Source organism: Nocardiopsis ansamitocini, from assembly GCF_030268225.1.
Lineage (GTDB): Bacteria > Actinomycetota > Actinomycetes > Streptosporangiales > Streptosporangiaceae > Nocardiopsis_D > Nocardiopsis_D ansamitocini.
The window spans coordinates 389,729-416,339 of record NZ_BSQG01000001.1 but is presented as its reverse complement, the minus strand read 5'-3'; the positions used below and the strand labels follow the sequence as shown (position 1 = coordinate 416,339).

The window sequence follows — 26,611 nt, the reverse complement described above, 5'->3', positions numbered from 1 at the left end:
GTGCGTGACCACCGGTTTCCTGGGCATGATCGCCGCGTGTCCGAATCGCGCCACGCGTGACATGGCGTCCCAGCGCTTGACCATTGACGAAACCGGGGATCGGGAGCGGGCCCGTCCGCTCCCGGTGACGACCCGCCCCACCCGGGGCGGTCCATCCGGCCCAACCATTCCTGACACGAAGGAGAACGATCGTGGCAGCGCCTATCGCCGTCGCCATCGACGCACCCGACATTGAGACCGCCGCCCGCTGGGCATCCGCGGTCGCACCACATGTCAGCACGCTGAAGGTGGGACTGGAGCTCTACCTGCGCTACGGGCCCGAGGTCATCACCACGATGCGCGGGGCCAGCAAGGTCGCGCTCTTCCTGGACCTCAAACTGCACGACATCCCGGCAACGGTCGCCGGAGCGGCCCGCGCAGTGGCGCGGCTCAAGCCCTCGATCCTGACCGTGCACGCCGCCGGCGGCGCCGACATGATCAAAGCTGCGGTCGAGGCGGCCCCGGACACGAAGATCGCGGCCGTCACGGTGCTCACCTCGCTGGACGACTCGGCTCTGGAGCAGATCGGCCTGCGCGGGTCCACCTCGGATGCGGCGCGCCGCCTCGCCGCACTGGCCGTCGGTGCGGGGGCACGTGCTCTCGTCTGTTCGGCCCACGAGGTGGCCTCGCTGCGGGCCGAGGTCGGTCCCGACATCACGATGATCACTCCTGGGGTGCGCCCGGCAGGCTCCGACCGTGGGGACCAGGCCCGGGTTGCCACTCCGGAGGAAGCCCTTGCAGCGGGATCCGACCTGTTGGTGATCGGCCGCCCGATCACCAACGCCGCGGATCCCGGTGCAGCGGCGGCGTCCATCGCTTCGGCGATCCGTCGGGCCGAGGCGACGTCTGCGTAAAGCGCCGCCGAGATCCTTTTGGGTCTTTAGTGGTCCTTGGATATGTTCGTCCGAAATTGCGCTGGAGGTGCCTGCTGTGGTTAAGGTCACTCAAATCGGTGGGCTGGGGCTTCGTTCCAGCTCGGGCGGCTAGTCAGGACCAAAGTCCCGATTTTCGCTCCTCTCCGCATTCGTTGCATCACTCAACGTAGTTAGTTGGATGAAATAGCGCTTGAAAAGCCACTTTGCGTTGCCGAAGGGGCCTGGAACCTACTAACTTGCGCAGGCGTCCGCCCTCCAAAAACTAGAGAAAACCGAGGTGACCCGGCGTGGCCCTTCCTCCCCTCACACCTGAACAGCGCGCTGCGGCTCTTGAGAAGGCCGCCAAGGCCAGAAAAGAGCGCGCGGAGGTCAAGAACCGTCTCAAGCACGGTGGCATCTCCCTGACCGACGTCCTTAAGGGCGGTCAGACCGATGACGTCATCGGCAAGATGAAGGTCTCCGCACTGCTTGAGTCGCTCCCCGGCGTCGGCAAAGTCCGTGCCAAGCAGATCATGGAGCGCCTCAACATCGCCGAGTCGCGGCGCGTCCGCGGCCTGGGCGCCAACCAGCGCGCCGCGCTGGAAAGCGAGTTCGGCGGAACCGAGTAGTTCAGGTGCGGCCCCGGCGTGCCTAGCGCGCCAGCGTCGTCACACGGTCGGCCTGCCGACGCGTCCAGCGCGTCGGCAGGCCGACCTGCTTTCAGCTGGTATAAAAGACCCACGCCACAGGGCCGCCCGCTGCTGTCGACGACTCGACAGCCCTTCCGTGGAGCCGGGCCGGACGATTGCGCGCGGCACATGTCGCGCCTCGATCTCACCCTTGCGCCGCCACCACCGTCGAACCCGCGTGTCGCGGGGGTTGAGAGTCTGAGAGCCAGTGCCTGTCGAGCCCGGAACCCGCGCCAGTCGGCCCAGTCAGCCGAGGCGGCTCACGGTCCTCTCCGGTCCGTCCGGAGTCGGCAAGAGCACGGTGGTCAAGGAACTCCGCCGCCGTCACCCCGAGGTGTGGCTGTCGGTCTCCGTCACCACCCGTACGCCTCGCCCCGGAGAGACCGACGGTGTCGAGTACCACTTCGTCGACAGCGCGGAGTTCGAGCGGCTCATCGCTTCCGGCGAGCTGCTTGAGTGGGCCGAGTTCGCCGGCAACCGCTACGGCACGCCGCGCGCCCCCGTCGTGCAGCGGTTGGAGGCGGGGCAGCCGGTCCTCCTCGAAATCGAGCTCCAGGGGGCCCGGCAGGTCCGCGGCAACATGTCCGACGCATTCCTGGTCTTTCTCGCCCCGCCCTCCTGGGAGGAACTGGTGCGCAGGCTCACCGGGAGGGGAACGGAGTCCCCCGAGGTCGTGCAGCGTCGACTCGACACCGCCCGGGTCGAACTCGCGGCCGAGAAGGAGTTCGACACAACCCTGGTCAACACGTCGGTACACGACGTCTGCGATGAGCTGCTAACTTTGGTAGTCGCGCCGTAGCCCAGGCAGGCTTCGCGGTGCCCGGGCAGCGGGGGGTTTCTCCGCCGGCGCCACGGCGTTCGAGCGGCCCGCCGCCGTCCCGATCCCGTCCGCATCCTCACATCCCACGGCCCTGCATCTGTCGGGGCCGGCTGACCACCTAGGGGTACGCACCTTGGCCGGTACACCGCCCGTCGCCGAAGGCATCACCAACCCGCCGATCGACGAGCTCCTTGAGGTCGTCGACAGCAAGTACAGCCTGGTCACGATGGCGTCCAAGCGCGCCCGCCAGATCAACGCCTACTACGCCCAGTTGGGCGAGGGCCTGCTCGAGTACGTGGGCCCGCTCGTCGAGACCCAGGTCCAGGAGAAGTCCCTGTCCATCGCGCTGCGCGAGGTCCGGGAGCGCCTGCTGACCTCCGAGCCGGTCGACAACCCGCACGACCGCTGACAGTCCTGCCCGCGCCCCGCAGGGGTCGGGCGGAACGAGGTGGGCCGGCTTCGCTACCGTCGTGGGCGCGGACCGCGCCCACGCGGGCCGCGGGCCGCGACGGTAGCGGCTTGACCCGCACGGGAGACGGAGACGAGCCGCGTATGTCAGCCGAACCTGAGGTCGTCCTCGGTGTTGGCGGGGGGATCGCCGCCTACAAGGTCTGCGAGCTCCTCCGCCGCCTGACCGAGTCCGGCCACCGCGTCCGAGTGGTCCCCACCGACGAGGCCCTGCGCTTCGTCGGGGAGCCCACCTGGGCGGCGCTGTCCGGGCAGCCAGTGGCGACAGGGGTCTTCGACACCGTCCACGAAGTTCCGCACGTGCGTATCGGCCAGGGGGCCGATCTCGTGTTCGTCGCCCCGGCCACCGCCAATCTGTTGGCCAAGGCCGCGCACGGACTCGCCGACGATCTCCTCACCAACACCTTGCTCACCGCCCGTTGTCCGGTCGTCTTCGCACCCGCCATGCACACGGAGATGTGGGAGCACCCGGCCACCCAGGCCAACGTCGCCACCCTGCGCTCCCGCGGGGCCGTCGTGCTCGACCCGGCAGTGGGTCGGCTCACCGGAGCCGACACCGGTCGGGGACGTCTGCCCGATCCCGCTGCGCTCTTCGCGGTCGCCCGCAGAGTTCTGGCGAGGGGGGCGGGAACCGCCGACCTCGCCGGAGTGCGCGTCGTCGTCTCCGCCGGGGGGACCCGTGAGGCGATCGACCCGGTCCGCTTCCTGGGCAACCGCTCGTCGGGCAGGCAGGGATACGCGCTGGCCGCCACCGCGGCCGCCAGAGGAGCATCCGTGACCCTGCTCTCTGCCAACGTCGAGTTGCCCGACCCCGCGGGGGTGGACGTGCGCAGGGTCACTTCGGCTCGTGAACTGCGCGAAGCCGTGCTGGAGGGTGCCGCCACGGCTGATGTGGTGGTGATGGCCGCCGCGGTGGCCGACTTCCGGCCCGACACGGTGACCGCCAGCAAGATCAAGAAAACGGCTGGGACCACGCCGGCCCCGATCGCCCTGGTGGAGAACCCCGACATCCTCGCCGAGGTCAGTCGCGAGCGTGCCCGGCCCGGCCAGATCGTGGTCGGTTTCGCTGCCGAGACCGACAACGTGCTCGACAACGGCCGCGCCAAACTCGCCAGAAAAGGCTGCGACCTGCTGGTGGTCAACCAGGTCGGCGACGGTCGGGCGTTCGGCACCGCTGACAACCAGGCCGTCGTGCTGACCGCAGAGGGTGCCTCGGTGGAGATCGAACGCGGCCCCAAGGAGGACGTGGCCGATCAGGTTTGGGATCTGGTCGCCACGCGCATTCCCGGGGATACTGGTAGCGGCCGGTAGCGCCGCATTTGCGGGTGACCGGTTACCAAGTAGGCTACGTAAGCCCTGCCCAGCGCCGTTGTGTGCGGGGAGAAACCGATGATTCCAGGGGACCCTGCGGGGGACGCCCGGGGTGTACCCTCGCGGTTGCCGCCAGGCGCCCACTACAGTGGGACCATAAACCAACCACGCTGGTCGGAAATTAACGGGCGGCCTCCCCCCTGTTCTCCCGGCCGGCGCGACAACTGTCAGCCAGCAGCCGCTGCAAGGAGTCCCTCAACGTGTCCCGTCGCCTTTTCACCTCCGAGTCGGTCACCGAAGGCCACCCCGACAAGATGGCCGACCAGATCAGTGACGCGATCCTCGACTCGATGCTCACTGAAGACCCCAAGAGCCGGGTCGCGGTGGAGACCCTGATCACCACCGGGCAGGTGCACGTCGCCGGAGAGGTGACTACGTCCACCTACGTCGACATCCCCAGCATCATCCGCGAGAAGATCCTGGAGATCGGCTACGATTCCTCCGCGAAGGGCTTCGACGGCGCTTCCTGCGGGGTCTCGGTGTCCATCGGTGCCCAGTCACCCGACATCGCCCAGGGTGTCGACACCGCCTATGAGGCGCGCGAGAACCAGGGCACCGACGACCTCGACAAGCAGGGCGCCGGCGACCAGGGCCTCATGTTCGGCTACGCCAACAACGAGACGCCCGAGCTGCTCCCGCTGCCGATCAAGCTCGCGCACGCCTTGGCGCAGCGGTTGTCCGCGGTGCGCCGCGACGGAACCGTCCCCTACCTGCGCCCCGACGGCAAAACCCAGGTCACCATCGAGTACGACGGCACGACCCCGGTCCGTCTGGACACCGTGGTGGTCTCCAGCCAGCACGCTCCCGACATCGACCTGCGCGAGCTGCTGACCCCCGACATCAAGGAGCACGTGATCGCGCCGGTCGTGGCCAGCTACGGCCTCGAATCCGACGACTACCGGCTGCTGGTCAACCCCACCGGCCGCTTCGAGATCGGCGGCCCGATGGGCGACGCCGGTCTGACCGGCCGCAAGATCATCGTCGACACCTACGGCGGTTACGCCCGTCATGGTGGCGGAGCTTTCTCCGGCAAGGACCCGTCCAAGGTCGACCGTTCCGCCGCCTACGCCACCCGCTGGGTCGCCAAGAACATCGTCGCCTCCGGCCTGGCCGATCGCGTCGAGGTCCAGGTCGCCTATGCGATCGGCAAGGCCCAGCCCGTGGGCATCTTCCTGGAGACCTTCGGCACCGAGCAGGTGGCACCGGAGGCCATCGAGAAGGCCGTCCAGGAGGTCTTCGACCTCCGTCCGGCCGCGATCATCCGCGACCTCGACCTGCTCCGCCCGATCTACTCCAAGACCGCCGCCTACGGTCACTTCGGGCGCGAGCTCCCCGAGTTCACCTGGGAGCGCACCGACCGCGCCGAGGCCCTCAAGGCCGCCGCGGGCGCCTGACCGGTCCCGGAAGCCGTTCGTCGTCGGCCGCGCCCCGAACGGGGCGCGGCCGACGACGTGCACGGTCCCGGTCAGAAGACGAGGGAGAAAACGACCCACGCCGCAGTGCTGCCCACGACCGCCCCCGCGACGGTCTGGGCCGCTGTGTGGTCGCGCAGGGCCACGCGCGACCAGCCGACCAGTACCACGAGCGGCGCGGCCAGCAGTGCCCAGACCCCGTAGACCAGTACGAGCATCACGACACTGCCCGATGACGCCGCCGTGTGCACGGAGATCTTCCAGACGAACGTGATCGCCCCGAGCAGGGTCAGAACCGCACCGATGGCCACGAGCAGGGCGACCATCGGTACTGGGGCGCCCAGCGCGGCCATGAGAGCCGCGCCGCACGTCACCGAGGCCACGATCATCGCCATGGCCATCAGCCGCTGCCGCCGGACCCCGAGGTGGCGGTCGCTCCACGCGCCGCTGCGCACTCGCAGTTTGATCAGCAGAACGGGCAGCACCCCGGCGAAGCACAGGGCGGCCAGCGCCCAGCCCACGCCTACGAGGCCGCTGGTGCCCCAGCCCACCAGCACGCTTGCCGCGACGAGCCAGGTCTTGGGGTCGAGGCCGTCGGTCACGAGCCGGGCCCCGCGCGGTTCCGGCATCCTGCGGATCACGGTCGCTCCGGCGGTCTCTGCGGTCATCTGAACGGTGATGGCCCCCACGAACGCTCGCGGGCCCGAGGGCCATTGTCCCCGACCGCTCCCACCGGTGGGCGCCCAACGCGCCATGCCACGAAAGGGGAGCGCCTACCGGAACCTGTCCCGGCCGTTCGGACCGAGCAGCGCCGCCTTTCCCAGGAGAGCCGGTTCGATCCGGCATCGCGCCCCCTGCCCCCGCGCCGATCCGGCATCGGACGCCGGCCATCCTGCGCCGAGGGGATTCGATCAGGGCCACGTACGAGACGTCATCGGTGGAACGGTCGTGCCGAAAAGTCCCCGAGGTCGCTCCAGCTGGGCCCCGTCCGTCCGCCCCGGGCCCACCGGGAACCCGCGTCGGGGGTCCCGGTGGGCCCGGCCGCGCGCTGTACCGGCAGGACACAAGCCAAACGCTGGTCAGATCCGGATCGTGGTGCTGCGGACGATCTCGAACACGGGGTGTTCGGCGGCCTCCTCCACGAACCGCTCGACCGGTGCGTCCGCGCAGGCCCGGAAGTAGCCTCCCACCACGGCGGCGCGGGGGTGGTCGACGTACTCGCGCAGGACCGGGGCGGCGCGTTCGGCACCGACCTCGACCACGCTGATCAGTTCGATCCACCCGCCGCGGCGCAGCGTCGCGTAACCGCTCTTGCGGATGTTGCGTACCCAGCCCACCACGCCGTAGGGGGCCACCAGGAAGCGGCCCTCGGGGTTGTCCACGAGGCTGACCGGGGTGGTCCGCAGAAAGCCGGATTTGACGCCCCGGGTGGTCAGCAGGTGGGTGTCGCGGGGACCGAAGCCGTACTTGAGGAACCCTCCTACGACGGCGTCGGCGGTGCGCCTCAGTCGCGTCATCTCGAACCGCTTCGTACCGTTCTCCATCGCATCTCCCTACACGTGGCGCTCGCCCCTCCATTGTGGTGCACGCCGTGTCCCCGGGCGGACCGGGGACACGGCGTACCCGGGGTCAGCGGAAAGCGGAGATCCCCGTCACGGCCTGGCCGACGCTCAGTGCATGGATCTCCTCGGTGCCCTCGTAGGTGGCCACCGTCTCCAGATTGAGCATGTGGCGCAGTACCGGGTACTCCAGGGTGATGCCGTTGGCACCGTGCACCGAGCGGGCAGCGGCGGCCACGCGCTGAGCGGCGGCCACATTGGCGAGCTTGCCGAAGCTCACCTGGTTGTGGTGGCAGGCCCCGGCGTCCTTGAGCCGGCCCAGGTGCAGCGCGGTCAGCGATGCCTGGTTGACGTCCACCACCATGTCGGCCAGTTTGCGCTGGGTCAGCTGGAAGCCGGCGATGGGGCCGCCGAACTGCTCGCGGGTCAGCGCGTAGTCGCGAGCGGCCGCGTAGCAGGCGCGCGCCGCACCCGCCACGCCCCAAACGATCCCGTACCGTGCCTCGTTCAGGCACGACAGCGGGGCCCCCAGCCCCTCGGCCAGCGGCAGCCGTGCCGTTTCGGGGAGCCGCACCCCGTCCAGGACCAGTTCGGCGGTGATCGAGGCGCGCAGCGAGAGTTTGCGGTGGATGACGTTGGCGCCGAACCCCGGCGTGTCCGTGGGGACCGCGAACCCGCGCACCCCCTCGTCGGTGGTCGCCCACACCACGGCCACGTCGGCGACGGAACCGTTGGTGATCCACATCTTGGTGCCGTCCAGCACCCAGTCCGTGCCGTCCCTGCGGGCGCGGGTGCGCATCGATCCGGGATCGCTGCCGGAGTCGGGTTCGGTCAGGCCGAAGCAGCCGATGGCGTCGCCCGCGGCCAACCGCGGCAGCCACTCCGTCTTCTGTTCCTCGGAGCCGTACCGGTGGATCGCGGCCATTGCCAGCGACCCCTGGACCGACACGAAACTGCGCAGACCCGAGTCGACCGCCTCCAGCTCACGGCAGGCCAGACCGTAGGCCACGGCGCTGGTTCCGGCACAGCCGTAGCCCGTGAGGTGCATGCCGAACAGGCCCAGTTCACCGACCTGCTTGGCGAGTTCGCGCGGGTTGGGCAGCGTGCCGGCCTCGAACCAGTCCGCGACGTCGGGGAGGAGTTCGCGCTCGGCGAAGGCGCGCACCGCGTCGCGGATGTCGGCCTCCTCGGTGCTCAGGGAGGCGTCCACGGCCAGGAAGTCGAGTGGGTCGGGGGCTGGGACCTTGGCGGATGTGCTCATCGGTGATCGGCTCCTCGTCGAGTCGTGGATCGGGTCTGTCCGTTCTGGTTGACCACCCCGCGCGCTACGAGCCCGGCGATCTGCTCGTCGGTCAGTCCGAGGCCCTCCAGGACAGCGGTGGAGTGCTGGCCCAGTAGCGGGGGCGGGAGTACGGCTGCGTCTGCTTCGGGGGTGGGGGAGTCGAAGCGGAAGCCGGCCCGCACCAGTTCGAGGTCGCCCAGAGTGGGGTGGTCGACCGTGATCGTGGCGGCGTCGCCCGAGGCGTCGGCGGCGCGGATCGCCTCCAGCACCCCTCGGACCTTGCCCACCGGAACACCCGCCGCCGTCAAGATCGGCAGCCATTCCTCCGCGCCCTTGGCGGACAGGGCGGCGGTGAGCTCGGCCACCAGTACTTCCCGGTTGGCGACCCGGTCGGGATTGGTGGCGAACCGGGGGTCGTCGGCCAGCTCGGCGCGTCCCACCGCCGTGCACAGTCGCCGGTACAACGAGTCGTTGCCGGCGGCAACGATCATCTCGGCGTCGGCGGTGGGAAACACCTGGTAGGGCACGATCGTCGAGTGGGCCTGGCCGAACCGTTCCGGTTCGGCTCCGGTCACCAGCCCACGCTGGGCGACGTTGACCAGGCTCGACAGCGCGGAGTTGATCAACGACACCTCCACGTGGGTGCCCGTGCCGGTGCGTTCGCGCCCGGTGAGCGCACCGCAGATGGCCGCGGCGGCGTTGAGACCGGTGAACACGTCGCTGATGGGGATGCCGATCTTGGTGGGGCTTCCCCCGGGAGTGCCGGTGGTGCTCATCAGACCGCTCTCGCCCTGCACGATCACGTCGAAGCCCGCGCGCCCCGCTGGACTGTGCCCGGAACTGAAGCCGCTGATGGAGCAGTACACGACCCCGGGGTTGAGTTTTTTGACCTGCTCGTATCCCAGGCCGAGGCGCTCGATCACACCGGGACGGAAGTTCTGTACGACCACGTCGGCCCCCGCGCAGAGCTCACGTACCGCGGCCAGCCCTTCGGGGTCTTTCAGGTCGATGGCGAGGCTGCGCTTGCCCCGGTTCAGGGAGAGGTAGTAGGCCGCCTGGTCACCGGCCCAAGGCGGTCCCCACGAACGGGTGTCGTCACCGTGTTCGGGATGCTCGATCTTGACCACGTCGGCCCCCATGTCGGCCAGCAGCATCGTGGCGTAGGGGCCGGCCAGTACCCGGGACAGGTCGGCGACCCGGATTCCGGCCAGTGGCCGGTGCGGTTGTCGGTCGGTGGTGGTCAACGGTTCACTTCTCCCTCGCGTCAACGGTGCGGTGGGCCGCGCGCAACTGCAGGCAGGTCTCCAGGCAGCGTCGCAGCGCAGTGGCCAGTGCGCCACCGGACTGCCCCGCGTAGCGGGTCTGCACACGGTTGGCGATTTCTGTGATGTCGTCGTAGACCGACAGCCCTTCGACCAGGACCCGGAAGAATTCCTTGGCGAGGTCGGTGAGCAGGGTGGTGTCGGCGGCGACGATTCGACCGTCGCCGAGGTTCACGGCGAGGACGACGCCGAGGCGTTCGTACTGGGAGTGGCCGGCCACGGCATCGGGGAGCCGTGCGTAGCCGGAGACGAGGACCACGTCGGGGTCGGCCAGGCGGTGCAGGCGTTCGCTGTCATGCATGGCGTGGGTGTCCCTCCATCAGGGCATGCGAGGAATCCGGGGGACTGGATTCTCGCGCCTGGGCAGGACGGCCAGAATTCGGACCGCCCTCGGCGGGAGGGGCAGATGCGGCCAATTATGGCCGATGCACCGGTTGCCGGACCACTCGGGGGCGTCGTCCGCGTGGCGCAGGGCAGCAATCCCGGACGGGCCGTGGCGCCACGGGGCGGTGTCCGCCCGGCGCTGCGCGAGGTCGTGCCCGAGACCCATTCCCCCACTCTAGTGACCGGCCGGCGGGCCGTCCCCTGTCGGGGTGCGTCAGGTCACACGGGGGGCTCCCGCGAGCGGGGTGGATTCGTGGGTTATAGTCCTTGGCAGGTCATGAGCGCCAGCGCAAAGCCCCGGCTCGCTGGCCGGCAACCCTCCTTCCGCGGTGGGGTGCCCCGGGTGAGGACCAGGTCGAGACACGGCCGAGAACGTCAACGTGTCAGGCAAGCGCGGACCCCGTCTGCAAGGTCGCTCCATGCGTACCCCGGGGTCCCCTGTGACCCATGGAAGGTATGTCGTGACCACTGTCGCCCCAGCCCCGATCTCCGCACCCCTGAGCCCCCAGCCGGACGTGGTCGGTGCCGACGTCCTGATCCCGCTGGTCAACGGCGAGCGGGTGTCCTACGCCAACTTCGACTACGCCGCCAGCGCCCCCTGCCTCGAAGCGGTGCGCGCCACCCTGGCCGACGCCCTGCCCTACTACGCCAGCGTTCACCGGGGGGCGGGGTTTCACTCCCAGGTCAGCACCGACGCCTACGAGAAGGCGCGGCTCGGGGTGGCCCGGTTCGTCGGCGCGCGCGCCGACGACGCCGTGGTCTTCGTACGCGGTACGACCGACGCCCTGAACCTGTTGGCCCGGTGTGTGCCCGACGCCTGCACCGTCGTCGTCTTCGCCGGAGAGCACCACGCGGCGCTGCTGCCGTGGCAGCACCGTGGCAGCACCGCCGGCCGCGTCGTGCGGCTGCCGCTGCCCGCGAGCCCGGAGGCCGCGGTCGAGTCCGCGCGTCGGGCGCTGCTCGCCGCGCCCGAGGGCCCGCGGCTGCTGGTGGTCACGGCTGCCTCCAACGTCACCGGTGAACTGTGGCCGGTCGAAGAGTTGACGGCCGTCGCCCACGCCGCAGGAGCCCGGATCGCCGTCGACGCCGCCCAGCTCGTCCCGCATGCATCGTTCGACCTCGCGGCCACCGGCGTGGACTACGTGGCCTTCTCCGGGCACAAGCTCTACGCGCCTTTCGGCGCGGGGGTGCTGGCCGGCCGGGTCGACTGGTTGCGCGCGGCCGAGCCCTACCTCGCCGGGGGCGGTGCCACCGCAAACGTCAGCGAGCACGATGTCCGTTGGAACGACCTCCCGGCCCGTCACGAGGCGGGAAGCCCCAACGTCCTTGGCGCGGTCGCCCTGGCCGCCGCCTGCACCGCACTCACCGAGGCGGGCCAGGACACCCTCCACGAGTACGAACAGTCCCTGTTGGACCGGCTGCGCACGGGGCTCGCGCAAATCCCGGCGGTCCACGACCTGAGCCTGTGGGGCCCCGAGCACCCCAGGGTGGGCATCGTTTCCTTCGTCGTGGACGGCGTGCCCGCGGACCTGCTGGCTGCCGCGCTCTCGGCCGAGTACGGGATCGGTGTGCGCGACGGCCTGTTCTGCGCACACCTGCTCACCCGCGAACTCCTCCCGCCCGGGCACACGCAGGCAGCGCGGGCCAGCCTCGGCCTCGGTACCACCGTCGAGCACGTCGACCGGTTGGTCCGTGCAGTGGCCGAGCTCGCAGAGCACGGCCCGCAGTGGGAATATGCGCTGGTCAACGAGCGGGTCTCGCCGGTCCCCGACCCCAGACCCCACCCCTAGGCGGCCTCTCCCGGCAAGCGGGTAGCATCGATCGCTATGACGGAGGTCACGGGAATCGGGTTCGCGGCGCGATCCGTCCGGCCCGCCCCGACCTCGATCGGCCGAGGCTCGGGGAGCGATCGTGACTGACCACAGGACGGCACTGCGCGCCGACGTCGAACCGCCCCTGCTCGACGTGCCCGGCCCACGGGTCGTCCATATCGTCGACTACCTGCGCGATGCCCCTGCCGTGACGCCTCCCGATCCTGCTGTGATCACTGCCGTCCCGGGGTTCCTGCGGCGCTGCGTGGGCTACCTCGCCACCGATCTGGGCATCGGGCAGTTCGTCGACATCGGCTCCGGCGTTCCTGCTGCCGAAGGGGTCCACGGCGTAGCGCGGACGCACGACCCCGACTCCCGCGTCGTGTACGTGGACACCGGGGCTGCGGCGTCGGTGGGCAGCCGGACCGCGGTGCATGTCGACGGCCCGGTGACCCTGCACGTCAAGCGCCTGGACGCAGCCGGGATCGCCGGTCAGCTCGGCCTTCGCGGTCTCCTCGATCTGACCTCGCCGCTCGGCGTGGTCCTCAACGCCGATGCGCTGCCCGGCGACAATGCCGTGGGCGCATTGGTGCGGGGGTTGTACGAGATTCTCGCCCCGGGGAGCCATCTCGTCATCTGCCGGCGACCGCCTAACGACGCCGACCCTCATGCACGGCAACGCGCGGCCACGCTGTTCGAGCCTTTCGACCTGCTCGAACCGGGAACGGCCGATATCGCCTGGTGGCCCTATCCCGACGACGAGGTCGCGGCCACCGGAACCGGTGTCCTGGCCGGCGTGGCGCGTCGGCCCTGAGTACGTGAGGCGCGGTCGTGACCAAGGAGATCGGTCCGCGTCCTGATCGGCGGTCGCGGGACGCGGCCCCGCGGTCAACCGGGCTGCGCCGTGCCCTCCCGATCACCGTCCCGGGACGCCCAACTGCTCTCGTAGGCATCCACCAGCCAGGCGTCGGCCCAGGCGTGATCGGCCCGCGCGGGCACGTCAGCGGTTCCGAGCAGGGCGGTCAGACGCGCTTCCTGTTCTGCCGCCACAGCCAACGCCTCGTCGCGTGAACGGCGGCCCAGGCGCAAGTCGCGGATCCATGACGACCACGGCTCGGGCATCGGCAGGCTGATGCGGCCCGTCTCCAGGAGCTCCACGCCCTGGACGCCCAACCGGATCATGTGGCTGGCGAACTTGGTGTCGAACCCGTGCTCCCGCACCAGTTCGGGGCGATTGGTGTGGCGCCCCCCACGCAACCCCAACATGCTGTCGCGCTGGGCGCGCAGGTAGCCCAGGAACCGGTTCCCCGCCTCCGTCGAGACGAACCGGTCGGAGTTGGCGCGCAGCGCCCGGCCCAGGTCGGTGAGGTGCGTGGTGTGGGAGTCGGATACGAACAGCGCCAACAGCACGGTCGGGTTGCCCGACAACGCCAGCCGCGTCCACTTGCGCAGCGAGTACACCGTCAGGTCGAGGTCCCCCGGCCCTGACCGTTCGCCTTCGGGGCTGGTCTGGAAGACGTACTGCTCGAACTGGCGCAGGCCGATCACGTACTCCCGCGGTTCCACGCAAATACCCATCTCGTCGCGGTCGGCCTGCCCGGGCAGGCCCGTGCCGTGCACGGTGGAGCCGATCTCGCACCGCAGGATCGTGCCGCGGTGGGCCAGCGCGGCGAACTCCGGGGTCGAGTGCTTCATGGGCGGTCTTTTCCGTCGCGGGGGCGGGCCACCGCACTCTAGCCACCGACGGCCCGGACCCACCAGGGAATTTTCCGACGGCCACGACGCCGGCCCCACCGGGGCGGGGACAGCGGCGGACATGCCAGCGATCAGTGAGGTGAAGCGGATCACACCACGTCGAGCGGGTCCACCCGCACCTGCGCCAGTTTTTCGTCCCGGCGTGCGCTGCGCGCCGCCGCAGCGGCTTTCAGCGCGGTAGACAGTTCCCGGGCCGACCCCCGGGGCAACCGCAGCAGGGCGCGCTCGGCGGTTCCTTCGCCGAAGCCGTTCGCCACCGCCACCGGACCGAGCAGCTCGGTTCCTTCGGGAAGCACCAGCTGGTCCAGTAGCTCGCGCACGTTCGCCGGTTCCCCGGTCACCGAGGCCATCGCGACGGCGGGCGGGAAGCCCAGCTCCCGGCGCTCGGCGAGCTCGCGTTCGGCGAAACCCGGCGGATCCCACCGGATGAGAGCCTGGGTCACGGGCAGGGACGGATCGGCCAGTACCACCACCTGCCCCCCCTCCTCCGCAGGGCGCACCAGCGCGGACGCACCGCACCACCGGCGCAGCGCTTCCTCGGTGGCGCGCAGGTCCGCCCGGCCCAACAGCGCCCACCCGTCCAGCAACACCGCCGCCGCATACCCTCCGGGCACCATCGGTTCCGCACCCGGGGTGGCCACCACGAGGGCGGGGCGATCGCCGATCTCGGTCAGGATCTCGTCGCGCCCCGATGTACGGACCGGCAGCGACGGGAAGGCCCGGCCCAACTCCTCCGCGGTGCGCCGCGCGCCCACGACGGTGGCGCGTATCCGGGTGTGCCGGCAGTCCGGGCACCCCCAGTCCCCGGCTATGTGACCGCACCACCGGCAGTAGGGCATCGCGTGCGCGCTGCGCATCGCCAACGGCCCCTGGCAGGTGCGGCAGCGCGCGGGAGCGCGGCAGTGAGCGCACGCCAACGCGTTCAGGTAGCCGCGTCTGGGGACCTGGATCAGCACCGGTCCCTCCTTTGCGGCTTCGCGGGCCACCCGCAGCGCCATGCTGGGCATACGGGCCGACCGGGCGGCCTCGTCCCGGGCCAGTTCCGCGTCGTCGCCGGCTGCGCGGATCCGGGGGGCGCGGCGCCGCAGCAGCTCCCGGTCCGCGCCCAGCGGATGCGCCCAGCCCGATTCCACCAGTTGGGCGGCGTCGGTGGTGCGGGTGAACCCGCCGATCAGCGCGCCCGCTCCGGTGCTGTGCGCCCGCAGCGACAACACGGTGCGGGCGTGCGGATAGGGGGCGTGCGGATCGGCGTGCACGTCGTCGCCGTCGTCCCACAGCACCACCAGGCCGAGGTCGCGCACCGGCGCGAACATCGCGGCACGGGTTCCCACGACGATGCCGACCTCGCCACGCAGCACCGACAGCCAGCGCCGGTACCGTTCGGCGGGGCCCAGTTCGGCGGTCAGCGCGACGTGCATGCCCGGTCCCAGCCGTGCGGACAGCGCCGTGTCCACCGCGGCGACGTCACGGCCGTCGGGGAGCACCACCAGGCTGCCCCGCGCCGATGCCGACGCGGCCCCGGCTGCCACCGCGATCGCATCACACCACTGGGGGCCGGGAACGGTGTCCCACACCGCCCGGGGCCCGCGTCCCGCGCGCAGAGCGGCGAGGAACGCCGGTCCTGCCGGGTAGTCCGCCCAGGGGCCGGGCCCGGCATCGGGCTCGGTGACGGTCGGGGCGGGTTGCTCCGGGCCCGGGGGAGCCCCGTGCTCCTCCGGGCCGTCTTCGGCAGAGGAGGGGGCAGCAGGCGCGGTTTCGGGCTCCTGCGCGGCCGTGTGGGCAGAGGCGTTGCCGCTTCTCTGCTCCTTCCGTTCTTTCTCCACCCGGGCGTGGCGTGGGGGGACGGCCAGGCGGAGTACATCGTTGAGGGTTCCGGCGTAACGGTCGGCGACGGCGCGTGCCAGCGCGGCGATCTCGGGGGTGAGCACCGGTTCGGGCGAGACCACCTGATGCAGGTAGGCCAGGCGGCCCTGGAAATCGGACTCGGCGACCCTCTCCAACAGGAAGCCGTCCAGCGTCTGGTTGTTGAACCGCACCCGGACCCGACAGCCGGGCACGGCGCTGTCGTCCATGTCGTCCGGCACCTGGTAGTCGAACGGACGGTCCAGGTGGGGCAGCGGCGTGTCCACCAGGACACGGGCCACCGCACGCTCGGCCGCTGGGCGACGTGGAACAGGAGCCTTCCTGCGGGCCGCGGCCTTGGCGCGGGGCACGTCGAACAGGGCCCCTTCGTCGGGGCCGGGCTGGTGGGTCACGCCCACAGTCCTACCAGAGGGGGCCGACCACGGTGGTGCGCCTGCGAGGTGGGCCGGTGCCGGCGGTTCGCCCGTCCGCCCCCCGGCGGCCCGCCGAAGCGTTGCGGTACCGCTGCCCGGCCGGGCGCGTCGGTTCGTTCGCCCCGGCCCGCGTGCGCGTGCCGGCACCGGACCATCGCAGAGGAGGGACGGTCCGCGGAGCCGGTCGCCCCCTTTCGCCGTAGCGGACGGTTTATGGGGCGAATTATGGTCATTGGGAAAGCTCGGGAAAGTCGGAAAATTCCGCCTCGCCGTCGGTCGCTGTGCCACGCTGGGCGGGTGAGTGGACACACTGACCACGCCGCCGCAGAGCACCTGGTGCCCGGAGCCGCTGCCCCGAGAGAGAACGGTCCGGTGCGCGCCTGGCTGAGCCGGGCGCACCGCCAGTGGGTTTTCTGCGCCAAGCCGGTGGGAGAGGTTGTGTTGAAGCCGCCGACTACCCGCCCCGACCCTTCGCCGGTGGCGCCCGTACGCCTCGCTCCGGAATCCGAGCTCGCCGCATCTGCCCGTCGCTCACCGTTCCTGGTCGCCCTCCGCGCACTCGCCGACTGGGCCGAGGAGCACCGCCCCCGCGTCGTCGACGGCCGCCCCGAGCCCGGTCCGGCCGCACGGGCACTGCGGGAACTGCCCGCGGTGCGCCCGGTCGCCCACGACGGCGATGTCCAGGACCCGGACATGGCGTGGGTGTGGAACACGGCCTTCGACACCGGCCTGCTCACCATGGAATCGGGCCGCGCCAGACGAACCCCCGAGCTCGGCGGAGGGGACTCCGACCCGCTGACGCTGCGCCACTGGCTCGCGGTCTACGTCGCCCTCACCGAGTTCGACGAGGACACCGGCCACGGTGCCCAGCGCGTGGCCGAACGGGTCCTCGGTGAATTCATGTTCGAGCTCTACCAGTGCGGGCGCGCCGTCCAGCCCGAGTCCGGCATCGCCCGACTGGCAGCAGAGGTCCTCGACGACGCGGTCACCGACGGTCTCGTCGACGCGACCGAGACCGAGAGCCTGAGCACGCTCGCCCAACCCACGGTGCGCAACGCCCTGGGGGAACTGATCCGCCACGGCGCGGTCACCCGGCCCTCGGCCGTGGGCGTCGAACTCACTGCGCTGGGTCGCTGGGGCCTCAACCGGTTGCTCAATGCGTCCGGAATGACTGCCCCGGTCCTCGGCGGCCATGCCCACGCCGAGGCGGACGAACTCCTCGCCGCACTGTCGGGCTACTCCGAGTCCGAGCGTGCGGTGGAGTTCCTGGGGTGGTTGGCCGAGCGCACGGAGGAGGATGCAGCAGCGGGTCTGATCGCCGCTGCCGCACGAGCCGGGACCGGACAGCGCGGGATCGCGGTGGTCCTGTTGGGGCGCCTGGGACCCGGGGCCGAACCCGCGGTCCGCGCCGGACTCGCCGACCCGCTGATGTGGCGTCATTGTCGCCAATGGCTGGCCGGCCATGCCATCGCCCCCGTCCCACCGCTCTGCGACACCGACCGCGCCTGGTTGGTCGCAGAGGCCGTCGTGGGCCTCAGCCATCAGCGCGGCCTCCAGGACTACACCCGTCTCCTGGACCGTCTCATCGGCCCCCGCGAACTCCCGCTCGTGGCGCTCCTGGCCGACCTCGATCACCCCGACCGCGCCCGTGCGCTGGAACTCCTCTTCCAACTCCACCCCGACCCGCACATCTCCGTCGCCGCCCGGCACGGCATGCGCCGCTGATCCCGTCCAGCAGATACGCCGCCCCGACGTGTCCGCTCGGCGCGCCGGCCGTCGTCGCTTCCAGGACCCGCGTTTGTCATTACGCTGTGTGCACCCGGACCGCCGCGGGGCCGTCCTCGCACGGTGCCGCGCGGCGGCGGGTCGGAACGAACGTCTGGAATATGGGGTCCGTAGATGAAGTTGGTCTTCGCGGGAACGCCGGAGGCGGCCGTACCGTCGTTGAGAGCGCTGCTCGACTCTCAGCACGAGGTCGTCGCGGTCGTCACCCGCCCCGACGCGGTGTCGGGTCGCGGGCGCAAGGTCTCGCCCAGTCCGGTCGCGGAGGTGGCAGCCGAGGCCGGGATCGAGGTGCTCAAACCGGCCAAGGCGAGCGAGCCGGATTTCCTCGCGCGGCTGAGGGCGCTCGAACCGGACTGCTGCCCGGTGGTGGCCTACGGGGCACTGCTGCGCAAGGAGGCGTTGGCGATTCCCCGGCACGGATGGATCAACCTGCACTTCTCACTGCTCCCGGCCTGGCGCGGCGCCGCCCCCGTGCAGCACGCCGTCCTGCACGGCGACGACATCACGGGTGCGGCCACGTTCCAGATCGAGCCGGCATTGGATTCCGGCCCCGTGTACGGGGTGGTCACCGAGCCAATCGGGCCGCGCGACACCAGCGGCGTCCTGCTCGAACGCCTCTCCCACTCGGGTGCCGAACTGCTGGTCCGCACCCTGGACGGCGTCGCCGCCGGTTCGCTCGAGTCCCGTCCCCAGAACGAGGACGGTGTGTCCTACGCCGCCAAGCTCAACCCCGAGGACGCCGAGGTGGACTTCCACGCCCCGGCCCTGCGCATCGACCGCCTCATCCGCGCCTGCGACCCGGCTCCCGGAGCATGGACGGTCTTTCGCGGAACCCGGCTCAAACTCGGCCCGGTCGCGTTGGTCGAGGACGCTCCCGCGCTCCCGCCGGGGCGTCTGGAGATCGGCAAGAAACACGTCCTCGTGGGCACTGCCACCCGCTCGGTGCGCCTCGGCCACGTCCAGCCCCAGGGCAAGCGCATGATGCCCGCGGTCGACTGGGCCCGTGGTGTCCGTCCCGGTGACGACGAGCGCCTGGGGAGCGCCTGACCGGTCCGCGCCCTGGCTTCCGGCGACGGCCCGGCGGGCGATCAGCTGCTCGTTGAACTGTGGAGATCTGTACCCTCGATGGGTGACCCGCGGGGACCGCGGGCCGCATCGGATTCTCCAGGCGTGAGGCTGATCGACAGTGACTGACCGTTCCTCTTCCCCCTACCGCTCCACGCGTCGCGGGCGGGGCCGCCCCGCGACGCCACCCGTGCCCAAGGACCTGGCGCGACGGGTGGCCTACGACGTGCTGCGCGCGGTGGAGACCAGGGACGCCTACGCCAACCTGCTCCTGCCCGCGACACTGCGCGAACGCGGTGTCGCGGGCCGCGACGCGGCCCTGGCCACCGAGCTCACCTACGGTACGTTGCGCCGCCAGGGGACCTACGACGCGATTCTCAACTCCTGCGTCGACCGCTCCATCCGATCGGTCGATCCCGAGGTGCTGCCGGTACTGCGCCTGGGCGCCCACCAGCTGCTGTCCACCAAGATCCCGCCGCACGCGGCGGTCAGCGCCACCATCGACCTTGCCCGCAAGGTCATCGGTCACCACCGTTCCCGGTTCGCCAACGCCGTTCTGCGCAAGGTGAGCGCCCGTGACCTCGACGCTTGGCTGGCCATCGTCGCCCCCGCCCGTTCGGCCGACGCCCTGGGCCATCTCGCCGTCGTCCACAGCCACCCGCGCTGGATCGTCGGTGCGCTGGCCGAGGCGTTGGGGGAGGACCTTTCCGGGGAACTGGCCGAGACCGAACGTCTGCTCGCCGCGCACAACGAGCGCCCATTGGTGACCCTGGTGGCCAAACCCGGTCGTGCATCGGTTGCCGACCTGGTGGAGGAGGGAGCCCAGGCGGGGCGCCTCTCCCCTTACGCGGCCTACCTCACCGAGGGCGACCCCGGTCTGTTGCGTCCCATCCAGCAGGGACGCGCCGCTGTGCAGGACGAGGCCAGTCAGCTCGTCGCCCTCGCGCTCACCAGGGTTCCGCTGACCGGCCCCGACGCCCGTTGGCTGGACATGTGCGCGGGTCCAGGCGGCAAGGCCGGGCTACTGGGCGGGCTGGCCGGCCAGCGTGATGCCCGCCTGCTGGCGGCCGAGGTCCAGCCCGCGCGGGCCGGACTGGTGGCCCGGGCCGTTCACCGCTCGGTTCGCGACGCCGCCCGCGCGGTCGTGGCCGACTCCACCCGGCCGGCATGGCGCGACGGCGCCTTCGACCGGGTCCTGGTCGACGCCCCCTGCACCGGGCTGGGGGCCCTGCGCCGCCGGCCGGAGTCGCGGTGGCGCCGCACCCCCACGACCGCGGCCGGGCTGGCCCCCCTCCAGCACGACCTGCTCAACCGCGCGTTGGACGCCGCGCGCTCCGGTGGCGTCGTGGGCTATGTGACCTGTTCGCCGCACCTGGCCGAGACCCGCGACATCGTCGAGGCGGTCCTGGCGGAGCGCACCGACGCCGAACTCATCGAGGCCGCCCCGTACCTCGACGAGGTCGCCGACGTCGCCGCGGGCCCCTTCGCCCAGTTCTGGCCGCACCGCCACGGCACCGACGCCATGTTCCTTGCCCTGGTGCGCAAGCACTGACCGAATCCCCGGCCGGGTCGCGCCCGTCGTCCCCGCCCTGCTGGAAAGGGGTGAGGGGCGAGGCCGCGACCGGCGCATACGGCTAAGCTTCTGTCCCGTGGCGATCCAGATCTCTCCCAGCATCCTCTCTGCCGACTTCGCGCACCTCGCCCAAGAGGCCGCGGCAGTCGCCGACTCGGCCGACTGGCTGCACGTCGATGTCATGGACAATCACTTCGTCCCCAACCTGACGCTGGGGCTGCCCATCGTGGAGTCCCTGCACAAGGCGGCGGCGCTGCCGCTGGACTGCCATCTGATGATCGAGGACCCCGACCGCTGGGCTCCGGCCTACGCCGAGGCGGGCGCGGGCAGCGTCACCATTCACGCCGAGGCGGCCAAGTCCCCGGTGCGCACGCTGCGCGAGATCCGGCGCCTGGGTGCACGGGCGGGACTGGCGCTCAACCCGGCGACGCCGGTCGAGCCCTACGCCGACCTGTTCGGGGAACTGGACATGCTGTTGGTGATGTCGGTCGATCCGGGGTTCGGCGGCCAGAAGTTCCTGGACGTGGTGCTGCCCAAGATCCGACGGGCCCGTCAGCTGATCCGCAGCACCGACGCCGCTGTCTGGCTCCAAGTGGACGGCGGGGTGAGCGCGGAGACGATCGAGCGTTGCGCCGAGGCCGGAGCCGATGTCTTCGTGGCGGGCTCGGCGGTCTACGGCCAGGAGGATCCGGCCGCGGCCGTCGACGCGCTGCGGGCCCAGGCGGAGCGCGCGGCCGGCTGAGGGTACGCGGACCCCGCCCGCCATCGGCCGGAGCAGGGATGCGTTCCCGCCCTTCCGCTGGATTGCGGACATTCGATTGTCGGGCCCTCGGGTGGAGCGGGAATACCCGCCCGTGGCACACTTGTTGACCAAGACGTACGAAAACGCGTGCTCCGGGGTCGGTGAAAGTCCGAACCGGCGGTTATAGTCCGCGACCCGGCCGAAGCCATCGGCCGGTTGAACCGGTGGGATTCCGGTACCGACGGTTAAAGTCCGGATGGGAGGCAGCGCGCGTGGGACCGGTGTGACCGAACCTTGTTCAAGGTGTCGGCGACACCACCCTCGATGGTTTCAGCCATCCCCACACCCCCGGAGCCGAACCAGGCAAAAAGGGGATGGCGCTCTCGTGTTCACCGGAATCGTTGAAGAGCTCGGCCGGGTCGTCTCAATCACGCCGGTCGGCGAGGCCGCAGGACAGGCCGCCAGACTGACGATCCACGGTCCCACCGTCACCTCCGACGCCGCCCACGGCGACTCCATCGCGGTCAACGGCGTCTGCCTGACCGTCACCGGGTATGAAGACGGCCACTTCAGCGCCGACGTCATGAAGGAGACCCTCGACCGATCCAGCCTCGGCGCCCTTGAGCCGGGATCCCCGGTCAACCTCGAACGGGCGGCGAAGGTCTCGGCCCGCCTGGGCGGCCACATCGTGCAGGGCCACGTGGACGGCACCGGCGTCATCACCGAGCGCGTCCCCGGAACCGACTGGGAGACGGTGCGTGTCTCCGTACCCCCCGCGCTTGCGCGCTACGTGGTGGAGAAGGGATCGATCACCGTCGACGGCGTGAGCCTCACGGTCGTCGAGGCGGGCGACGCCCATTTCACGGTCAGCCTCATCCCCACCACGCTGGACCTCACCACCCTGGGTGCCAAACCGGTCGGCGCGCCGGTCAACCTCGAAGTGGACGTCATCGCCAAATACGTCGAGCGTCTGCTCGGCCACCGGGCCGGAGACACCCGGTGAGCGGCACGGGGGCCTGGTGGCTGGAGTGGGCCTACACGGGTTTCACCCTGTTCGGCGAACACGTCCGCTGGGCCGACCTGATCGGCAACATGGCAGCCCTGGCCACCGTCGCCTTCGCCATCCGCCGCAGCATTTGGACCTGGCCGGTGCAGCTGACCGGAACCGTGTTGTTGTTCGCGGTCTCCGTCGACGCCCTGCTGGTGGGCAACGCACTCAAGCAGGTCATGTTCGCGGTCCTGGCCGTCTACGGCTGGTATCGGTGGTCGCGCGGTATGCGCGGTGGCGCCGAACTGCCGGTTCGTCCCGCCACCACCCGAGAACGCCTCCTGTTGGCCGGCCTGCTGTCGGTGGGCACGGTGGCGGTGGCAACGGCTTTCAGCTACACGGGAATCTCCTGGTCGCCCTGGTTGGACGCCTTCATCTTCGTGGGGAGCGCCGTCGCGATGTTCGCGCAGAGCCGCGGACTCGTGGACTTCTGGGTGGTGTGGATCATCGTCGACCTGGTGGGGATCCCCCTCACCCTCATGGCGGGGTTGTGGGTCAGCGGCCTCGTCTACGGCGTCTTCTTCGTGCTCGCCGCCATCGGCATCCGCGACTGGACCCGCCGGTACCGAACCGATCAGGCCGCGGACCGCTCGTCCCGTCGGGTGACCGCATGAACCGTCCAGCCAGCCAGACCCCGCCAAGCAGCTTTCAAGGAGGACCCGTGAGCACGGTCGAGGACACCGGCCAGATCCAGTTGGACGACATCGACGCCGCGATCAAGGAGATCGCCGCCGGACACGCGGTCGTCGTCGTCGACGACGCCGACCGCGAGAACGAGGGCGATCTCATCTTCGCCGCGGAGGCCGCGACCCCCGAACTGCTGGCCTTCATGATCCGACACACCTCCGGGGTCGTCTGCGCGCCGATGCTCGGGGAGGACCTGGACCGCCTCAACCTGCCGCTCATGACGGCGACCAACGAAGACTCCATGCGCACCGCCTACACGGTCACCGTGGACGCGCGCTCGGGGGTGCACACCGGGATCTCCGCCGCCGACCGCGCCCACACGCTGCGACTGCTGGCCGACCCGGCCGGCGCCGTGGGCGACTTCACCCGCCCCGGACACGTCCTGCCGTTGCGCTACCGGCCGGGGGGTGTCCTGGCGCGTCGTGGCCACACCGAGGCCGCCGTCGACCTCGCCCGGCTCGCCGGCATGCGTCCCGCGGGAGTGATCGCCGAGGTGGTCAACGACGACGGGACCATGGCCCGCCTGCCGCGGTTGCGCGACTTCGCCGACGAACACGGGCTCAAATTGATCTCGGTCGAGCAACTGGTCGAGTACCGCCGCCGTACCGAGAAGCTCGTCGAACGCGTTGTGGAGACCCGTATCCCCAACCGTCACGGCGAATGGCGGGCGGTGGGCTACCGGGCCGAGATCGACGGGGCCGAGCACGTGGCACTCGTCCACGGCGACCTCGGAGACGGCGCGGACGTGTTGGTCCGGCTGCACTCGGAGTGCCTCACCGGTGACGCGTTCGGCTCCTACCGTTGCGACTGCGGCGAGCAGTTGGAGGCCGCCATGGCACGCATCGCCGAGGCGGGCCGTGGGGTGCTGGTCTACCTGCGCGGGCACGAGGGGAGGGGAATCGGCCTCCTGCACAAACTGGAGGCGTACCGACTCCAGGACGCCGGCTCCGACACCGTGGACGCCAACCTCGAACTCGGCCTGCCCGCCGACGCGCGCGAGTTCGGCACCGCGGCCCAGATCCTCACCGACCTGGGGGTCGGCTCGGTACGCCTGCTCAGCAACAACCCCGGCAAAGCCGAAGGACTGCACAGCAACGGGATCGAGGTCACCGAGCGGATCCAGATGCCCGCAGTCGTCACCGCCGACAACCTGCGTTACCTCATCACCAAGCGCGACCGTATGGGCCACGATCTGCCCGGTCTCGCCTCCTGACCGCATCTACCGAAGGGGCGCGTCCGGACGCGCCCCACGCACAGTGAGGACACGAACATGAGTGGAGCGGGGCGCCCCGACTACGTCGTCGAGGCGGAGGGCCTCACCCTGGGGATCGTCGCCACCCGGTGGAACGCCGACATCGTTGCCCCGATGCTGGAGCGGGCCCTGGCCGCGGCCAAGGAAGCCGGTGTCGTGGAGCCGACGGTGGTGCACGTCGCCGGCGCGGTCGAGATCCCCGTCGTCGCCCAGGAGCTGGCGCGGGGCCATGACGCGGTGGTCGCGCTGGGAGCGGTCATCCGGGGCGGGACCCCGCACTTCGAATACGTCTGCCAGTCCCTCACCCAGGGCCTCACCGACGTCGCCCTGCGCGAATCACGCCCCGTTGCCAACGGCGTGTTGACCTGTGACACCCTGGAACAGGCGCGTGAGCGAGCCGGTCTGCCGGGTAGCCACGAGGACAAGGGCTGGGAGGCGACCGTCGCCGCGCTGGACACCGCCCTGGTGCTGCGCGGACTGCGCGCCCGGCACGACTGAGGCTTCTACGCGTGATCCCGCCGGGTCCGGCGGGCAACGCGAGCGGGACGGGAAAGGCGGGCGATGGCGTGCCATCAAAAGACGTGAAGGACGGGGAGACAGTGAGCGGGCAGGGAAACGGGGCGCTGCGGTTGACGATGCGTCCGCGCAACGTCCGGTGGGTCGCCTACGGCCTGGCCGCGTTGATCTTCTTGACGCTCCTGGTGCTGGCGGTCATCATGCCCGGTGAGTGGGGCGTCCCCGACCGGGTGGCCCTGGTCGCCCTGGGCGCGGTCATGGCGGCGGGCCTGCACCTACTGGCCCGGCCCCACCTGGAACTCACCGAGAACCGGGTCACCGTGGTCAACTCCATCCGCACCCACGTGCTGGTCTGGCCCGAGATCGTGGATGCGCGGATGCCGGTGGGGGAGCCCTGGCCCAGCATCGACCTGCTCGACGGTTCCACCCTGGCGGTGATGGCCATCCAGAGCAACGACGGCGACCGCGCCCGTGCCGACCTCGCCCGGTTCCAGGAACTGCTCCACCAGTACGGTGAGGCGGCAGAGCCGCGCCGTTGACCCACTGCCGCGGCGGACGGTGGCTTTCTGTGGCCGGAACGTCGATTTTTCGTCACTTTCGGTAAAAACAGGAGAACCGAATAGGTGGTCTGGGCGTCCTACAGTTATGGACGTCAAGAATCGACGTAGAAAGCACGTTCGACAGCAGCAGATGGACCGGGTGGCCGCACTGATCTGGTGCGTCGTCGTGGTTCTGGCGCTGTTGTCGCTGATCCTCGCCTGACCCGGCCACGTCCCGATCGGCGTTGGACGGAGCCCCGCCCCTCGGGCGGGAGCCCCGTCCGTCCAACACACACGGTGGTACGGATAGGTACGAAAGTACGATTCGGACCCGGTGTTTTTGGAGGATCCTGATCGTTCCCCCGGAGTCCTCAGGGCAATAGCCTGGCCACACAGCCAGGAAGGGGCCCGATGAACGGTGACGACTCCGCTGCCGACCGCACCGCACCCGTGGTCGACACCCCCGAGCACCTTGCCGAGCTGCTGGACGCCCAGGACTACCTCGCCGACGACGGGGCGGCCACCGCCTGCTTCCTGGCCCTGAAGATGGGCCGCCCCCTCTTCCTCGAAGGCGACGCCGGGGTCGGCAAGACCGAGCTCGCGAAGGCGCTCGCCCGTGCGCTGGGCGGCCCGCTCATCCGGTTGCAGTGCTACGAGGGCATCGACGCGGCCCAGGCCCTCTACGACTGGGACTACCCCCGCCAACTGCTCCACCTGCGCGCGGCCCAGGCCGCCGGGGTCGCCGAGGTGCAGCGCCTGGAATCCGGCCTCTACGACCGCCGCTTCCTCCTGGCGCGGCCACTGCTTCGCGCACTGGAGAGCGGCGGCGCAGCCCCCGTCGTCCTCCTCGTGGACGAGATCGACCGCGCCGACGACGAGTTCGAGGCGTTCCTGCTGGAGTTCCTGTCCGAGTTCCAGATCTCCATCCCGGAGCTCGGCACGATCCGCGCGGCCGTGCCGCCCGTGGTCGTCCTCACCTCCAACCGGACCAGGGAGGTCCACGACGCCCTCAAGCGCCGTTGCCTCTACCACTGGACGCCCCACCCCGGTTTTGAACGCGAGGCCGCCATCATCGCCCGCCGCCTTCCGGGAGCGGGGGAGCGGTTGAGCGAGCAGGTCGCGCGTGCGGCCCAGGCGATGCGCGACCCGGTCGAAGGGCTCGACCTGCTCAAACCGCCGGGGGTTGCCGAGAGTATCGACTTCACCGCGGCCCTGCTGGCCCTGGGGGCCCACGAACTCGCCCCCGACTCCGCGGCCCGCGCCCTCGGTGCGCTGGTCAAGCACCGCGAGGACCAGGAGACGGTCAGCGGGCGGCTGTCCGCGCTGTTCAGCGGACAAACTGCCGGGAAGACGGGCTGACCG

Annotated in this window: 25 protein-coding genes and 2 riboswitches; of the genes, 18 read left to right on the top strand and 7 right to left on the bottom strand. The window is 70.7% G+C overall.

Annotated features, from left to right (window positions below; all coding sequences use genetic code 11):
- The first annotated feature begins 191 nt into the window (after positions 1–191).
- The 6 genes from pyrF to metK all read left to right on the top strand — a co-directional run bounded on the left by pyrF (position 192) and on the right by metK (position 5,635).
- Positions 192–893, top strand: a complete 702-nt coding sequence (gene pyrF / locus QSJ59_RS01890) for an orotidine-5'-phosphate decarboxylase (RefSeq protein ID WP_285756899.1) — start codon at positions 192–194, stop codon at positions 891–893.
- 308 nt (positions 894–1,201) lie between these two features.
- Positions 1,202–1,522 carry an integration host factor, actinobacterial type gene (mihF, locus tag QSJ59_RS01885; RefSeq protein ID WP_285756898.1) on the top strand — a complete coding sequence of 107 codons (321 nt, stop codon included), beginning with the start codon at positions 1,202–1,204 and terminating at the stop codon, positions 1,520–1,522.
- Between the two features lie 268 nt (positions 1,523–1,790).
- A complete protein-coding gene (gene gmk, locus QSJ59_RS01880) occupies positions 1,791–2,381 on the top strand; it encodes a guanylate kinase (RefSeq protein WP_285756897.1) in 591 nt (196 codons plus the stop codon).
- A 154-nt stretch (positions 2,382–2,535) separates the two neighbouring features.
- Positions 2,536–2,811 (top strand): DNA-directed RNA polymerase subunit omega, encoded by a 276-nt coding sequence (rpoZ, locus tag QSJ59_RS01875; protein ID WP_285756896.1) that lies wholly within the window; start codon positions 2,536–2,538, stop codon positions 2,809–2,811.
- Positions 2,812–2,954: 143 nt separating this feature from the next.
- Positions 2,955–4,181 carry a bifunctional phosphopantothenoylcysteine decarboxylase/phosphopantothenate--cysteine ligase CoaBC gene (gene coaBC, locus QSJ59_RS01870; RefSeq protein ID WP_285756895.1) on the top strand — a complete coding sequence of 409 codons (1,227 nt, stop codon included), beginning with the start codon at positions 2,955–2,957 and terminating at the stop codon, positions 4,179–4,181.
- A 260-nt stretch (positions 4,182–4,441) separates the two neighbouring features.
- Positions 4,442–5,635 (top strand): methionine adenosyltransferase, encoded by a 1,194-nt coding sequence (gene metK, locus QSJ59_RS01865; RefSeq protein ID WP_285756894.1) that lies wholly within the window; start codon positions 4,442–4,444, stop codon positions 5,633–5,635.
- 71 nt (positions 5,636–5,706) lie between these two features.
- On the opposite strand, the gene QSJ59_RS01860 is transcribed toward metK, so the two are convergent.
- The 5 genes from QSJ59_RS01860 to QSJ59_RS01840 form a co-directional block, all read right to left on the bottom strand.
- Positions 5,707–6,321, bottom strand: a complete 615-nt coding sequence (locus tag QSJ59_RS01860; RefSeq protein ID WP_285756893.1) for a phosphatase PAP2 family protein — start codon at positions 6,319–6,321, stop codon at positions 5,707–5,709.
- Between the two features lie 411 nt (positions 6,322–6,732).
- On the bottom strand, positions 6,733–7,197 hold the full coding sequence (locus QSJ59_RS01855) for a nitroreductase/quinone reductase family protein (protein ID WP_285756892.1): 465 nt from the start codon (positions 7,195–7,197) through the stop codon (positions 6,733–6,735).
- An 85-nt stretch (positions 7,198–7,282) separates the two neighbouring features.
- Positions 7,283–8,473, bottom strand: coding sequence for an acyl-CoA dehydrogenase family protein (locus QSJ59_RS01850; protein ID WP_285756891.1), 1,191 nt, complete (start codon positions 8,471–8,473; stop codon positions 7,283–7,285).
- Complete coding sequence (locus tag QSJ59_RS01845) at positions 8,470–9,762, bottom strand: CaiB/BaiF CoA transferase family protein (RefSeq protein ID WP_432707398.1); 1,293 nt, start codon at positions 9,760–9,762, stop codon at positions 8,470–8,472. The genes QSJ59_RS01850 and QSJ59_RS01845 overlap by 4 nt, the downstream gene beginning before the upstream one ends.
- The gene (locus tag QSJ59_RS01840) at positions 9,743–10,117 is read right to left on the bottom strand and encodes a DUF3870 domain-containing protein (protein WP_285756889.1); all 375 of its coding nucleotides are present in this window, start codon (positions 10,115–10,117) and stop codon (positions 9,743–9,745) included. The genes QSJ59_RS01845 and QSJ59_RS01840 overlap by 20 nt, the downstream gene beginning before the upstream one ends.
- 356 nt (positions 10,118–10,473) lie before the next feature.
- A riboswitch (SAM riboswitch) is annotated at positions 10,474–10,600 on the top strand.
- A 61-nt stretch (positions 10,601–10,661) separates the two neighbouring features.
- On the opposite strand from QSJ59_RS01840, the gene QSJ59_RS01835 reads away from it, so the two are divergent.
- Together QSJ59_RS01835 and QSJ59_RS01830 are read left to right on the top strand one after the other, a co-directional pair.
- On the top strand, positions 10,662–11,990 hold the full coding sequence (locus QSJ59_RS01835) for an aminotransferase class V-fold PLP-dependent enzyme (protein WP_285756888.1): 1,329 nt from the start codon (positions 10,662–10,664) through the stop codon (positions 11,988–11,990).
- A gap of 121 nt (positions 11,991–12,111) precedes the next feature.
- On the top strand, positions 12,112–12,825 hold the full coding sequence (locus QSJ59_RS01830) for an SAM-dependent methyltransferase (RefSeq protein WP_285756887.1): 714 nt from the start codon (positions 12,112–12,114) through the stop codon (positions 12,823–12,825).
- 74 nt (positions 12,826–12,899) lie between these two features.
- Here the strand turns inward: QSJ59_RS01830 and QSJ59_RS01825 are convergent, their stop codons facing one another.
- Both QSJ59_RS01825 and QSJ59_RS01820 read right to left on the bottom strand, forming a co-directional pair.
- Entirely contained in the window at positions 12,900–13,706 is an 807-nt protein-coding gene (locus QSJ59_RS01825; RefSeq protein WP_285756886.1) for a nucleotidyltransferase domain-containing protein, read from the bottom strand.
- 149 nt (positions 13,707–13,855) lie between these two features.
- The gene (locus tag QSJ59_RS01820) at positions 13,856–16,021 is read right to left on the bottom strand and encodes a primosomal protein N' (RefSeq protein ID WP_285756885.1); all 2,166 of its coding nucleotides are present in this window, start codon (positions 16,019–16,021) and stop codon (positions 13,856–13,858) included.
- Positions 16,022–16,339: 318 nt separating this feature from the next.
- Here QSJ59_RS01820 and QSJ59_RS01815 point away from each other — a divergent pair, with 318 nt between their 5' ends.
- From QSJ59_RS01815 to QSJ59_RS01770, 10 genes are all read left to right on the top strand, one after another.
- Positions 16,340–17,767, top strand: coding sequence for a hypothetical protein (locus QSJ59_RS01815; RefSeq protein ID WP_285756884.1), 1,428 nt, complete (start codon positions 16,340–16,342; stop codon positions 17,765–17,767).
- Positions 17,768–17,941: 174 nt separating this feature from the next.
- Positions 17,942–18,874 (top strand): methionyl-tRNA formyltransferase, encoded by a 933-nt coding sequence (gene fmt, locus QSJ59_RS01810; RefSeq protein WP_285756883.1) that lies wholly within the window; start codon positions 17,942–17,944, stop codon positions 18,872–18,874.
- A 139-nt stretch (positions 18,875–19,013) separates the two neighbouring features.
- Entirely contained in the window at positions 19,014–20,444 is a 1,431-nt protein-coding gene (locus QSJ59_RS01805; RefSeq protein ID WP_285756882.1) for an RsmB/NOP family class I SAM-dependent RNA methyltransferase, read from the top strand.
- A gap of 97 nt (positions 20,445–20,541) precedes the next feature.
- Positions 20,542–21,207 (top strand): ribulose-phosphate 3-epimerase, encoded by a 666-nt coding sequence (gene rpe / locus QSJ59_RS01800; protein ID WP_285756881.1) that lies wholly within the window; start codon positions 20,542–20,544, stop codon positions 21,205–21,207.
- A 143-nt stretch (positions 21,208–21,350) separates the two neighbouring features.
- Positions 21,351–21,481: riboswitch (FMN riboswitch) on the top strand.
- Positions 21,482–21,592: 111 nt separating this feature from the next.
- Positions 21,593–22,210: a riboflavin synthase gene (locus QSJ59_RS01795; protein WP_285756880.1), complete on the top strand. Its 618-nt coding sequence runs from the start codon at positions 21,593–21,595 to the stop codon at positions 22,208–22,210.
- Positions 22,207–22,869, top strand: coding sequence for a nicotinamide riboside transporter PnuC (pnuC, locus tag QSJ59_RS01790; RefSeq protein ID WP_285756879.1), 663 nt, complete (start codon positions 22,207–22,209; stop codon positions 22,867–22,869). The genes QSJ59_RS01795 and pnuC overlap by 4 nt, the downstream gene beginning before the upstream one ends.
- Entirely contained in the window at positions 22,866–24,155 is a 1,290-nt protein-coding gene (locus QSJ59_RS01785; protein ID WP_432707397.1) for a bifunctional 3,4-dihydroxy-2-butanone-4-phosphate synthase/GTP cyclohydrolase II, read from the top strand. Before pnuC ends, QSJ59_RS01785 begins: the two co-directional genes overlap by 4 nt.
- Positions 24,156–24,212: 57 nt before the next feature.
- A complete protein-coding gene (gene ribH, locus QSJ59_RS01780; protein WP_285756877.1) occupies positions 24,213–24,692 on the top strand; it encodes a 6,7-dimethyl-8-ribityllumazine synthase in 480 nt (159 codons plus the stop codon).
- A 137-nt stretch (positions 24,693–24,829) separates the two neighbouring features.
- Positions 24,830–25,249: a PH domain-containing protein gene (locus tag QSJ59_RS01775; protein ID WP_285757845.1), complete on the top strand. Its 420-nt coding sequence runs from the start codon at positions 24,830–24,832 to the stop codon at positions 25,247–25,249.
- Between the two features lie 411 nt (positions 25,250–25,660).
- The gene (locus QSJ59_RS01770; RefSeq protein WP_285756876.1) at positions 25,661–26,608 is read left to right on the top strand and encodes an AAA family ATPase; all 948 of its coding nucleotides are present in this window, start codon (positions 25,661–25,663) and stop codon (positions 26,606–26,608) included.
- The last annotated feature ends 3 nt before the right edge of the window (positions 26,609–26,611 follow it).

Bases quoted from the DNA above. Each gene is read 5' to 3' on its own strand.
- coaBC (WP_285756895.1), top strand. From the start codon at position 2,955: ATGTCAGCCGAACCTGAGGTCGTCCTCGGTGTTGGCGGGGGGATCGCC.
- QSJ59_RS01860 (WP_285756893.1), bottom strand. From the start codon at position 6,321: ATGACCGCAGAGACCGCCGGAGCGACCGTGATCCGCAGGATGCCGGAA.
- QSJ59_RS01855 (WP_285756892.1), bottom strand. From the start codon at position 7,197: ATGGAGAACGGTACGAAGCGGTTCGAGATGACGCGACTGAGGCGCACC.
- QSJ59_RS01850 (WP_285756891.1), bottom strand. From the start codon at position 8,473: ATGAGCACATCCGCCAAGGTCCCAGCCCCCGACCCACTCGACTTCCTG.
- QSJ59_RS01840 (WP_285756889.1), bottom strand. From the start codon at position 10,117: ATGCATGACAGCGAACGCCTGCACCGCCTGGCCGACCCCGACGTGGTC.
- QSJ59_RS01825 (WP_285756886.1), bottom strand. From the start codon at position 13,706: ATGAAGCACTCGACCCCGGAGTTCGCCGCGCTGGCCCACCGCGGCACG.
- fmt (WP_285756883.1), top strand. From the start codon at position 17,942: ATGAAGTTGGTCTTCGCGGGAACGCCGGAGGCGGCCGTACCGTCGTTG.
- QSJ59_RS01785 (WP_432707397.1), top strand. From the start codon at position 22,866: ATGAACCGTCCAGCCAGCCAGACCCCGCCAAGCAGCTTTCAAGGAGGA.
- ribH (WP_285756877.1), top strand. From the start codon at position 24,213: ATGAGTGGAGCGGGGCGCCCCGACTACGTCGTCGAGGCGGAGGGCCTC.
- QSJ59_RS01775 (WP_285757845.1), top strand. From the start codon at position 24,830: ATGCGTCCGCGCAACGTCCGGTGGGTCGCCTACGGCCTGGCCGCGTTG.
- QSJ59_RS01770 (WP_285756876.1), top strand. From the start codon at position 25,661: ATGAACGGTGACGACTCCGCTGCCGACCGCACCGCACCCGTGGTCGAC.